We start from the raw sequence: 12,184 nt of genomic DNA, 5'->3' as shown, positions 1-12,184 counted from the left end.
GATAAAATCAACTGTCTTATCCAGCATTTTTTTGTTTTTAGGAGGTTATATATTAATGGAGCAACATAACGATTTAACAAAGGGGAAGGTTATCCCCACACTATTAAAATTTGCATTTCCATTTTTGTTAGCAAGTTTGCTGCAAGCACTCTATGGTGCAGCAGATTTGCTAGTTGTTGGTCAGTTTGATAATTCTGCCCAAGTTTCTGCGGTGGCAACAGGAAGTCAGATTATGCAGACAATTACAGGAGTTATTCTTGGACTTACTACAGGCGGTACAATTATAATCGGTAACTATTTGGGAGCAAAAAAATATAAGGATATTGCAGAGTCAATTGGAACTATAATTTGTATATTTGCTATAATGGCCGCTGCTATGACTGTAATTATGGTACTACTAACGGGTACTATTACAAGTTTAATGAATACACCAGCAGAGGCATTTAAATACACAAAGCAATATATTTTAATATGTTCTTGTGGTATACCATTTATTATAGGTTATAATGCGTTAAGTGGTATTCTGCGAGGATTAGGTAATTCAAAAGCTCCATTATACTTTATAACAGTAGCTTGCGTAACTAACATTTTTGTAGATTTAATATTAGTGGGTGTTTTACATATGGGTGCACCAGGAGCGGCAATTGCCACTATATTAGCTCAAGCTATAAGTTTCATAATTGGGGTTATGTATGTAAAAAAAGTAGGTTTTGTTTTTGAGTTCAATCGCAGGAATATTAAACTTGAATCAGGTAAAGCAAAGAAAGTATTTAAGTTAGGATTGCCAATAGCATTACAGGATGGTTTAATTAATGTTTCTTTTATAATAATTACAGCGGTTATTAATGTAATGGGGCTTACTGCTTCTGCATCTGTAGGTGTTGTAGAAAAAATAATTGTATTTACAATGCTTCCAACTATTGCGTTCGCTTCAGCAATTGCAGCAATGACAGCTCAGAACATGGGGGCAGGAAAGCAGGAAAGAGCGAAACAGTGTTTGTATATAGGAATGGGATGCTCATTAATCATAGGAATAATATGTTATATATATGTACAAATTAATCCAACGTCGCTAACAGCATTATTTTCGAGGGATGTTGAGGTTATAAAAACAGCCGCACTATATCTGAAATCATATAGCATTGACTGCATTTTGGTATGTTTTGTATTTTGTATGAACTCGTTTTTTAGTGGCTGTGGCAATTCTTTATTTCCAATGATTCATAGTTTAATTGCTACTTTTTTTATTCGTATTCCGTTGTCATTTGTTTTAAGTAAAATGGCAGGTATAACGCTGTATGAAATTGGTTTTGCATCGCCGCTTGCAACATTTGCATCACTTGTAATGTGTATAATGTATCTGAGGTCTGGAAGATGGAAGAAGAATCGGAGTATTACTCAGGAAATGATGTAGTATAATCTGAAAATAGACTATAAGCATATAGATTATTTATGTCGAATCATATATAATGGTATCCTATTTAATAATTTTTAATAATAAAAAATAGGGGGAATTATGATGCCATTAATAGGTAGAAAACATCTTGAAGATGTAGTAAAGAAACCAGTTAAAAGCTACTGGAACTTAAATGAACATACTAGTAAGGATATGAAAGAGTTAAGAAGCAACGACGGTGATCACTGGTATTACGTCAACACTAAGAGTAAAGAGAGTATTCAAAAGGCACTAGAAGCTGTTAGAGAGTTATACATGTTGTCAGTGGTATATAAGGAAGAAGGTATTGCTATACTGGAAACCATGTTGAAAGTATTGAAATAAAATAAATATATTATAAAAAGGGGCTAATCTAAAATTATTTTGGATTAGCTTCTTTTTATAATAAAAAATAGTGTGAGGATAATATAAAATTTTACAAATTGTATTGAAAAAGTAGTATTATACTGTATAATGGTAGAGGCTAAAGCTTATTGGTTAGAGTAAATAGTAAAAATTAAACGCTTCATAGAGTCTCTATGAGGTTTTTTGTGAATTAATGATAGGAACACTTATGAATACTACATAAAAAAACGAGGGAAGAGGATTGAAATGGAAAGTTTAGTGCTTTTAATTATAGGAATACTTAAGATTACCATACTTGATTTAACATTATCTGGCGACAATATTGGTGTTATTGCTTTGGCAACAAAAAAATTACCACCTGCATATGCTAAAAAGGCGAGTTTGATTGGAATAACAGGAGCTATAGGATTAAGAATAGTATTTGCTTGTATTATAACTCTAATAATGGATATACAATGGTTACATATTAAATTAATTGGTGGTTTATTTTTAGTCAAAATCACATGGGATTTCATTAAACCTGAAGCTCAAGAAGACGACTGCACTGTAAAGAAAGCAGAAAAATTTTGGGAAGCTGTGGCTATAATTATTATTGCAGATATAAGTATGAGTCTTGATAATGTAATTGCAATAGCAAGTGCAGCAAATGGAAGTGTATTATTAATTATAGTTGGTATTTTGATAAATGTACCTATAATTTTTTTTGGAAGTCAAATTGTTGCAAATTTAATGAGAAAACATCCTATTGTTATATATTTGGGTGGTGGGATACTCGCCCATACTTCTCTTAAAATGATACTCGAGGATAACTTAACAACAAAATATATAGAACTTGCACCTTCAGTTTTAACAATAATTCCATGGATTTTTGCTATTAGTATACTAGTTTATGGATTCTTAATGATCAAAAAATCGAAAATTGATTTGGGAACCAATTCATAAACATAGAACATACCTAAAACAATATTAAGAATTGGATAACTTTTATTTCTTACAAAGAAACAAAATAATAATGCCATTTTAGAACAAGCAATATGTAGTAATTTGTAAGAAAATGTGGTAATATGTTACTGGAATATATAATTTTTAATTTCCAGTAGCAAAAGTTATTTTTGAAACGAGGATAATTATTATGGGTAGGAATAGAAGTAGGCGAACTATGGTTTTGGGATATTTTTCAATTGCTTGTTTATCATTAATTATAATATTATTTAGCATTTATAGTATGAATAAAGTATGCAGTGAATCTGATTTTATTATTAAAAAAATAATTCCGGCAAAAATATTTTCAACGGAAATTCTAACATCACTAATCAATCAAGAATCAGGTATTCAGTCTTATATGATTTCAGAAAATAAAGAATTTTTAGAACCATATTATTTAGGAAATAAACAAGTACAAGGATATTATACTTCCTTGGATAATTTAAAGGATACAGCACTAGGAGTTGATATTACAAATCAACTTAGCCAACAGATGAAGTCTATTCAAAAATTTTACAAACAACAAATAAATTTAGTCAATAATGGAAAATTAGTGCAAGCTAAGCTTAATTTAAATAAAGGAAAAAACTTAGTCGATAATTTTAAGATGACTGATAATATACTAATGAGTAAAATTGATTTAGAGGTAAATAGCTCACGTAATAAGGTTGCAAATACTCAAATAATCCAGCGATGGTTATTGATCGTTTTGGGAATTGTACTTATTGTGGGTAATATTATATTTATTAAGTATATTTCAAATTTTATGTATGAGGAAGTTAAGAAAAAAAATGAAGTAAATATAGAATTGAATAAATTACTTGTTTCACATGAAGAGTTTATTGCAAATATTTCGCATGAACTTAAAACACCACTGAATGTAATTTTTTCAGCCATACAATTATTTCAAATGTATTGTGATAATGGTTCATTAGATGAGAGGCGAGAAACGATTATTAAATATCTTGACTCAATGAAATTAAATTCATATAGGTTATCTAAACTTATAAATAATATAGTCGATACATCAAAGATTCAAGCAGGATTCTTCAATTTAAATTTATCAAATAATAATATTGTTGAAGTTGTGGAAGAAATAGTAATGTCTGTAACTAATATTACTGATATTAAAGGTATACGTATTATTTTTGATACAGATACGGAGGAAAAAATTGTTGCATGCGATACAGAGATGATACAAAGAATATTATTAAATCTTATATCAAATGCCATAAAATTTTCAAATGAAGGTGATGAGATACTTGTGGAGTTCAAGGATGAAGATAAATTCTTTCAAATTTCAGTCAAGGACAACGGCATAGGAATTGAAGAAAAAAACTTGAGTATGATTTTTGATAGATTTAAGCAAGTAGACAAATCTTTATCAAGAAATTCTGAAGGCACAGGCATTGGTTTAAGTTTAGTTAAGTCCATTGTGGAATTGCATGGAGGCACTATATATGCTGAAAGTGAATTCGGAAAAGGAAGCAAATTTACTGTTCAACTTCCAGCTGGGAAGGTGAAGCACGAGAATATGTTATATAATAGTAAAGGGAAAAGTGAAAATGAAAATATACGTGTGGAACTTTCAGATGTTTATTTGTAACTCAGAGCTAAATTTATAAACATAAAATATAGAATGCTTGTTTATTAAAAAATTAAGATACAGGGGAAGTATTTGAAATTTTTTGGAGCATTAGGACAAAATATATAATATAAATCCCTCAATTATTAAAGTTTTGTTTTAAATAGAATATGTGTTGTAGTTTAATTAATAGTACAAACGGGGGATTATAAAAATGATAAAGGTTCATTATATCAAATTTAAGTGGGTCAGTATTTTTTTGATTATATTAGTTGTACTTAGTTTTGGCGGTTATAGATTCGTAAAAAATTCATCATTAAATAATAAAGCTAAACTAACACTCGTAAGTACCCAGGTAACAGAGAGTACGGTGATTACATTTCCAGATGAAAATTTGGAAAAAGCAATAAGAGCATATATACAGTGCCCTACCGGAGATATTTTAAGAGATGATGTTGATAAGATAACAAACCTACAAAATACTAAAGGCAAACATATTAAGAATCTTTCAGGCATAGAAAATCTGACTAATTTAGTATGTCTAAATTTAAGTAATAACCAAATTAGTAATTTAAAACCTTTGAATGGATTAACAAATTTGACTAATTTGAATTTAGCATCTAATAAAATTAATAATATAGAACCGTTGACAGGGCTTATTGAATTGACTCATCTGAATCTGGATACTAATCAAATGAGTAATATAGAACCTTTAAAAGGACTTGTTGAATTGACTAATTTAGATTTATCCACTAATAAAATGAGTAATATAGAGCATTTAAAGAGACTTACTAAATTGACAAATCTGAATTTGGCTGATAACCAAATGCGTGATATAGAACCTTTAAAAGGACTTACTAAATTGACAAGTTTAAATTTAGCAGCAAATCAAATGAGTAACATAGAACCTTTAAAGGGACTTACTAATCTAACAGATTTGAATTTGGCTGCGAATAAAATGAGTAATATAGAACCTTTAAAGGGACTAACTAAATTGACTAGTTTGAATTTAGCTGCGAATAAGATGAGTGATATAGAACCTTTAAAAGGGCTAACTAATTTGACTAATTTGAATTTAGCAGCAAATCAAACGAGTAACATAGAACCTTTAAAGGGACTTACTAACCTGATTGATTTGTATTTAGACACTAATCAAATAAAAGGTTATTCTTCAGGTAATACTAAGTATAAAGAACTGGAAATGCCTAGCAATGTGAATACAGTTATTACTCCTAAGCAAAATATAACAAGTGTCAGCGGTCAGGCTGAAGCTAGTAAAGTTATAACATTTCCAGATGGAAATTTAGAAAAACTAATAAGAGATGCCATTCAAAAACCAACTGGAGATATTTTAAAATCTGATGTTGATAAGATAACAAATTTGCAAGATGCTAAAGATAAACATATCACAAATCTTTCAGGGATTGAGAATCTGACTAATTTGACTTCATTAAATTTAAGTAATAATCAAATTACTAGTATAGAACCTTTAAAAGTGTTGATTAACCTAACTGAGTTAAATGTCAGTATGAATCAAATTGAAGTTACAGATATGCTATCCCTACGAAATGTTTTGCCTAAATGCAATATCGAATAAGAATAAAGGCTTTAGTTATAGCAGTATAATAAAAGAAACACTTTGTGATATTATTGTTGTTTTAAATTACGAAATGTTATAATATGGGAGGCTATCCTATGTCAAGAAAAGAAAAAAACTTATCTCAAAGTGTTGCTGATGATATCCTTGCAATGATTACTATAGATAAAAAATTTATTATTGGAGATAAACTACCAAATGAAAATGAATTATCAAAGCAATTAGGAGTAAGTAGAACTACACTTCGCGAAGGTATTCGTATTTTAGTAACTCACAATATACTTGAAATTAAGAGAGGCAAAGGAACATATGTGGCAAATCATGAAAAGCTTAATGGGGATTTTGGATTAGAAGAGTTTTCTACAATTAAGATGAATGTTAAAGATTTGTATGAAATGAGATTAATTTTTGAGCCTCAAACTGCTTATTATGCTGCAAAGAGGGCAACAGATAAGGAACTTGCAAGAATATTATACTATGGTAGATTAGAGGAAGATAAAATTTTAAATAAGCTTGACCGTACTGAGACGGAGCAAGCTTTTCATAAATCTATTGCAAAGGCAACTCATAATGAGTTTATGAATAAGTTAATGCCTATACTTTACAAAGCAATTGATAAGGGCGTCATTTTATCCTACGAAAATGAAACCATAATTTGCGATACTCTAAGTGATCATCATATGATCATGGAGTTTTTAGAGGCCAGGGATGCAGAGGGTGCAAAAACAGCAATGAAACTTCATATTTTACACGCTATGAGGGGTCTTGGAATAAGTAATGAATAAAATAAATGTCAGTTCTTTATTATATAAGAGTTGGCATTTATTTTTTTACAAAAGTGTATTACATCATTGACAACAGACATCATACAACGTACAATAAAAACAAACAACTGTGGACTATAATTTATAAAGGTGGTAATGTTATGAGAAGTGATGTAGTAACAAAAGGAACAGGCAGAGCACCTCAACGTGCACTATTTAATGCTTTAGGTTTTACAAAAGAAGAAATGGAAAGGCCTCTTATTGGTATCGTTAGTTCAAAAAACGATATTGTACCAGGTCATATGAATTTAGATAAAATTGTAGAGGCTGTGAAAATTGGTGTAGCAATGGCAGGCGGTACTCCAATAGTTTTTCCAGCAATTGCAGTATGTGATGGAATTGCAATGGGTCATCAAGGTATGAAGTATTCACTAGCTACAAGAGATTTAATTGCTGATTCAACAGAGGCAATGGCTATGGCACATGCTTTTGATGCACTAGTAATGGTACCAAATTGTGATAAAAATGTACCAGGACTTTTAATGGCAGCAGCAAGAGTTAACGTACCAACTATTTTTGTAAGTGGTGGACCTATGCTTGCAGGTAAAATTGATGGATGTAAAACAAGTTTTTCAAGCATTGCTGAGGCAGTTGGTGAGTTTAATGTTGGTAAAATTACTGAGGAAAAGTTAGAAGAATTTGAGAATAAATGTTGTCCAACCTGTGGATCTTGTTCTGGTATGTATACTGCAAATAGCATGAACTGTTTAACAGAAGTCCTTGGAATGGGGCTTGGCGGGAATGGAACTATCCCAGCGGTTTATTCTGAGAGAATTAGGCTTGCAAAACACGCTGGAATGAAAATTATGGAGCTACTAGGTAAAAATATAAGGCCGAGAGATATTATGACCCAAGGAGCATTTGAAAATGCTCTAACTATGGATATGGCTCTTGGATGTAGTACAAACAGTATGCTTCATTTGCCGGCAATTGCTCATGAAGTAGGCATTGAGTTAAACGTGGATATGGCAAATGCAATTAGCGATAAAACACCTAATCTTTGTCATCTTGCCCCAGCAGGACATACATATGTTGAGGATTTAAATGAGGCTGGTGGAGTTTATGCTGTTATGAATGAGATAAACAAATTGAATTTATTAAATACGGATTTGATTACATGTACGGGTAAAACTGTTGGAGAAAATATCAAAGGATGCGTAATAAAAGATACACAGGTCATTCGCACCATTACAAATCCTTATAGCACTACTGGTGGAATTGCTGTACTTAAAGGTAATCTTGCTCCGGATTCATGTGTTGTAAAACGGTCTGCAGTATCAAATGAAATGTTAAAGCATGAAGGACCTGCAAGAGTGTTTGATTGTGAAGAGGATGCTTTAAGTGCTATCAATTCAGATGAGATTATTCCAGGAGATGTTATAGTAATTCGCTATGAAGGTCCTAAGGGTGGACCTGGAATGAGAGAAATGCTTAATCCAACATCTGCAATTATGGGACGAGGACTCGGTAACAGTGTAGCTCTTATAACAGATGGACGGTTTAGTGGTGCAACAAGGGGAGCTGCAATTGGACATGTTTCTCCAGAAGCGGCAGTTGGCGGAAACATTGCTTTAATTCACGAGGGGGATATTATATCAATAGATATTAACGCTAATTCTATTAACTTTAATGTAAGTGATGAAGAGCTTAAAATAAGAAAAGCAAACTGGAAACCAAGAAAACCTAGTATTACAACAGGTTACCTTGCTAGGTATGCTGCATTAGTATCATCAGGTAATAAAGGTGCTATATTAGAAATTCCTAAATATTAAATATAATAGCCTACATCTTAATAAGATGTAGGCTATTATATTTAATACCATTATTCTAAAACATTTAAGTAGGTTGAACTAATTTTATACAGTTAGGCTTTGTACCATACTGTTTGCAGCATTTTTTATGGTAACCAACTTGTATTCTTTGTTTCTCCTTGTTATCCCTATGAAATCATATTTTACACCTTTAACATGATCTACGAATCTTTCGAATGAGGCAAGAGTAGAAATACACCCATTACCGGTTCCCCCAGGAGCAGCAACGCATATAAAAGGTTTGCCAAATAAATTGTTTTTATCACCATTTAAGGCTTCACATCTGCGTAGTCTATCAATGAATGACTTAAGCGATTCGCTCATATCACCCCAATAAACTGGTGTAATAATTATGTAGCCATCTGCTTTCGACATTTTTTCGTGTAGGTCTTGAAAATCATCTTTTACTTGGCAGGTATGTTCTTTAAGGCATGTCCCCCATCCACTTTCACAAGCATGGCAGGATGAAATATTTAATGTGTTAAGACTTATCATATTAGCAAGAGCGGAGCCCATTTCTACTCCAACTTTTGCGGCTTTGCCACAGGCAGCAGTTAACCCATCAGTGTTAGGACTAGCAGTAATTATCATTATGTTCATTTAAAAACCTCCATATTATTTATTTTAACTTTCTACTTCATTTTAGTACTTTAAATGATTAGTGGCAAATAAAACAGCGAGAAGTAATGCTTTTTATTGAGAATATCTGATTATAAAGTATAGCCTTATAAGGGAAATTTTTTCTGTTTTATATTATTGTTTTTCATATCTAGATAATATATAATTGTAAGTGATTAAGCAAATTTTAAGAAAATAAATTTTGTTTGGAAGGAGATTAGTATGAAAATAGATCAATCTAAAGAAAAAGGTACTTTGAAAGAGAAAAAGACTAATATGTTATTAGCTTCCTTTATGCTATTTGTCTTCCCGATAATAATTGTTGTTGTTGCAGTAGTCTTAGGACAACATATAGGAAAATATATAGGAGCACCTATTCAAATTTCTAGAGTTTGCGGAGGAATCGTTGGTTTTATATTTGCAATTGTAGTTATTAAATTATTTGATAAATCAGCTGCGATAGATGACAAAGAAGAAAAAATTTATTGGGAAGATTTGTAGATATTAATCTTATAAACTTCTTAATTATTTAATATTTTAAATTAATCTGAGGGAGTGCTAACGATGATTGGGAAAAGGTTAAGGCTCGGAGATACTATTGGGCTAATTTCTCCTGCAAGTCCTGAAAATATAGAAGCAATAAAAAAGGCAATTTTATTTCTAAATAATCTAGGATTTAATGTAATAGAAGGGAAACATCTATATGATAGATGGGGTTATCTTGCTGGTAAAGATAAAGATAGAGCATCCGATATTATGGAAATGTTTGAAAATAAAGCAGTAGACATGATACTTTGTGTTAGAGGTGGATATGGCTCAAGTAGATTACTATCATATCTAGATTATGATATTATAAAGAAAAATCCAAAGATATTTGCAGGGTTTAGTGATATAACAGTTTTTCTAAATGCTTTTTATGAAAAATGTGGGCTAACTACATTTCATAGCCCAATGGGTACTTCTAATTTAGAAGATATGGTCACATTTAAAAGCTTTATGTTTACATTTATGGAAGGGTATAAACCATATACTATTAAAAATCCAGATGAATTTAAAACATCGTGTATAAACCCAGGTATAGCGAAGGGTAACCTTATAGGCGGTAATTTGGGGTTAATATGTAACTCGCTTGGGACTCCCTACGAAATTGATATGAAAGATAAAATACTTTTTATAGAAGAGGTTAATGAGGCCCCTTATAGAGTTGATAGAATACTAACACAACTTTTATTATCAAATAAACTTAAGCAGTGTAAGGGGATTATTTTAGGCCAATTTAAAGATTGCGACTTACCGCATTATGAAAGAAGCCTTACACTAGAAGAAGTTCTTGAGGATAGATTATACAATTTAGACATACCTATGTTTTCGGGGTTTTGCTCAGGTCATGATTACCCTAAACTTACAATCCCAATTGGGGCTAGGGTCAGAATGGATGCGGAACTTGGAATTATAAATGTATTGGATGCTGTAGTAGAATAATATAAAAGCTTGTAAAATTTAAATTTTACAAGCTTTTATTATGTTAATTATTTTATTACTCGTTTACCTATTACAAAATTATCTTTGTAATACCCAGTTAATTCAGATACTTTTACAACATCGCCTGGTTTTGGACAATGTATAAATTTATTGTTTCCAATATAAATTCCAATATGAGATACCTCAGAAGGTGAAGAAGTATTTGTTGTAAAGAAAACTAAATCGCCATTTTTAAGATTATCTATATTAATAGGTGACCCTACATTTATCTGATCCATAGTTGTTCTAGGTAAAGTTATACCGTAGTGATTATAAACATAAACTACAAGTCCTGAACAATCGAAGCCACCACTTATATATTTACCAGTAGTACTTAATGTTGCAGGAGTAGCACCGCCCCATAAGTACGGCGTACCCAAAAATGTATTAGCATAAGACACTATATTATTTCCGGTAACGGTTGTAGTAGATTGTTGTCCATTTGATATGTAGCTTGGACTGCTTGACGTTTCATTAACCAGACTTACGTATGGTTTATATATGTATCCCCATTGACCAGAATATTTAATTTTATAGAAATTACTTTGAGATCCATATATATCTACCTTTTGATTTGGCTTTAATGAACCTAAAATAGTTGCATTACTATCTAATGAAGCTGTTTTTCTTACATTTAAAAAATCAGATGCTATAATATTTCCAACACCGGTAGGTTTTGCTGGAGGTATTACAGCAGGTGTTACTGTAGCTGTAGGGGTACTTGTACTACTTACAAGCTTTACATATAATGTACTTATATAATTTGTTTTTCCATTATAAATTATTTTATAAAATCCATTTAAGGTACCGAGTATTGTGACTTTGCTTCCGAGTGTAATAGATCCAGTCACGGGATAAGTGGAACCAGCTCCAGATCTTACATTTAATGTTGTCGCTGTTATTTGACCATATTTTTCAGTGGTAACAGGAGTGCTTTTTACTATATTTACGTATGAGCTACCTATGTAACCAGTTGTTCCACCATGATTTATTATATAAAAATCTCCAGATTTTCCGAGAGTAGTTATTTTTTCGTTTTTTAAAAGATAACCTGTAATGTTAGATAAAAGTGAAGGTTTTTGTCTAACACGTAATGATGATGTATTTACAACACCAGTGTCGGCAATTGCAACTTGGGAACTTACTATAGACAGTAGCATTACTAGAAAAACCATTCTTTTTTTCATTTGTTTGCCTCCAATATTTAAGTTAATAGTTCTATTTCACTTTAATACGAAACATGAGATAGTTACGTTTATATATTCACCACCTTTATTTTGAGTTTCATTTAATCCTAACTCAAAAAATCCCATGGGAAATATTATGAAGTCGTATTTAAATAGTATAGCACTTATACTATAAAAAATGTTATTTTTATAAAAAAAATGTCACTATTTGTTGTGTAAGATGATATATATCAATACTGAAAAGGCATTAAATAGA

The 12,184-nt window shown here is 31.2% G+C and carries 11 protein-coding genes; 9 read left to right on the top strand and 2 right to left on the bottom strand.

The annotated features are described in order from the left end of the window. Positions 1 to 55 precede the first annotated feature (55 nt). From LL038_RS12185 to ilvD, 7 genes are all read left to right on the top strand, one after another. Entirely contained in the window at positions 56 to 1,414 is a 1,359-nt protein-coding gene (locus LL038_RS12185; RefSeq protein WP_216120239.1) for an MATE family efflux transporter, read from the top strand. Positions 1,415 to 1,516: 102 nt separating this feature from the next. Next, positions 1,517 to 1,780 carry a hypothetical protein gene (locus LL038_RS12180; RefSeq protein ID WP_216120241.1) on the top strand — a complete coding sequence of 88 codons (264 nt, stop codon included), beginning with the start codon at positions 1,517 to 1,519 and terminating at the stop codon, positions 1,778 to 1,780. 267 nt (positions 1,781 to 2,047) lie between these two features. Then, positions 2,048 to 2,743, top strand: a complete 696-nt coding sequence (locus tag LL038_RS12175; RefSeq protein ID WP_216120244.1) for a YjbE family putative metal transport protein — start codon at positions 2,048 to 2,050, stop codon at positions 2,741 to 2,743. Between the two features lie 190 nt (positions 2,744 to 2,933). Further along, positions 2,934 to 4,391, top strand: a complete 1,458-nt coding sequence (locus tag LL038_RS12170) for an ATP-binding protein (protein ID WP_253199933.1) — start codon at positions 2,934 to 2,936, stop codon at positions 4,389 to 4,391. Between the two features lie 193 nt (positions 4,392 to 4,584). After that, positions 4,585 to 5,967 carry a leucine-rich repeat domain-containing protein gene (locus LL038_RS12165; protein WP_216120246.1) on the top strand — a complete coding sequence of 461 codons (1,383 nt, stop codon included), beginning with the start codon at positions 4,585 to 4,587 and terminating at the stop codon, positions 5,965 to 5,967. A gap of 98 nt (positions 5,968 to 6,065) precedes the next feature. Next, positions 6,066 to 6,752: a FadR/GntR family transcriptional regulator gene (locus LL038_RS12160; RefSeq protein ID WP_216120248.1), complete on the top strand. Its 687-nt coding sequence runs from the start codon at positions 6,066 to 6,068 to the stop codon at positions 6,750 to 6,752. Positions 6,753 to 6,892: 140 nt separating this feature from the next. Beyond that, positions 6,893 to 8,563, top strand: a complete 1,671-nt coding sequence (ilvD, locus tag LL038_RS12155; protein WP_216120250.1) for a dihydroxy-acid dehydratase — start codon at positions 6,893 to 6,895, stop codon at positions 8,561 to 8,563. Positions 8,564 to 8,647: 84 nt separating this feature from the next. Here ilvD and LL038_RS12150 read toward each other — a convergent pair whose 3' ends face one another. Next, complete coding sequence (locus LL038_RS12150; RefSeq protein ID WP_216120252.1) at positions 8,648 to 9,202, bottom strand: flavodoxin family protein; 555 nt, start codon at positions 9,200 to 9,202, stop codon at positions 8,648 to 8,650. A 240-nt stretch (positions 9,203 to 9,442) separates the two neighbouring features. Here LL038_RS12150 and LL038_RS12145 point away from each other — a divergent pair, with 240 nt between their 5' ends. After that, on the top strand, positions 9,443 to 9,721 hold the full coding sequence (locus LL038_RS12145) for a SoxR reducing system RseC family protein (RefSeq protein WP_216120254.1): 279 nt from the start codon (positions 9,443 to 9,445) through the stop codon (positions 9,719 to 9,721). 63 nt (positions 9,722 to 9,784) lie between these two features. Continuing rightward, positions 9,785 to 10,702 carry a S66 peptidase family protein gene (locus LL038_RS12140; protein WP_216120256.1) on the top strand — a complete coding sequence of 306 codons (918 nt, stop codon included), beginning with the start codon at positions 9,785 to 9,787 and terminating at the stop codon, positions 10,700 to 10,702. Positions 10,703 to 10,749: 47 nt separating this feature from the next. Here LL038_RS12140 and LL038_RS12135 read toward each other — a convergent pair whose 3' ends face one another. Further along, positions 10,750 to 11,928, bottom strand: coding sequence for an SH3 domain-containing protein (locus LL038_RS12135; RefSeq protein ID WP_216120258.1), 1,179 nt, complete (start codon positions 11,926 to 11,928; stop codon positions 10,750 to 10,752). Positions 11,929 to 12,184 lie beyond the last annotated feature (256 nt).

Source organism: Clostridium estertheticum (assembly GCF_026650985.1).
GTDB lineage: Bacteria > Bacillota > Clostridia > Clostridiales > Clostridiaceae > Clostridium_AD > Clostridium_AD estertheticum_C.
This window is presented reverse-complemented; position numbering and strand designations above follow the sequence as displayed.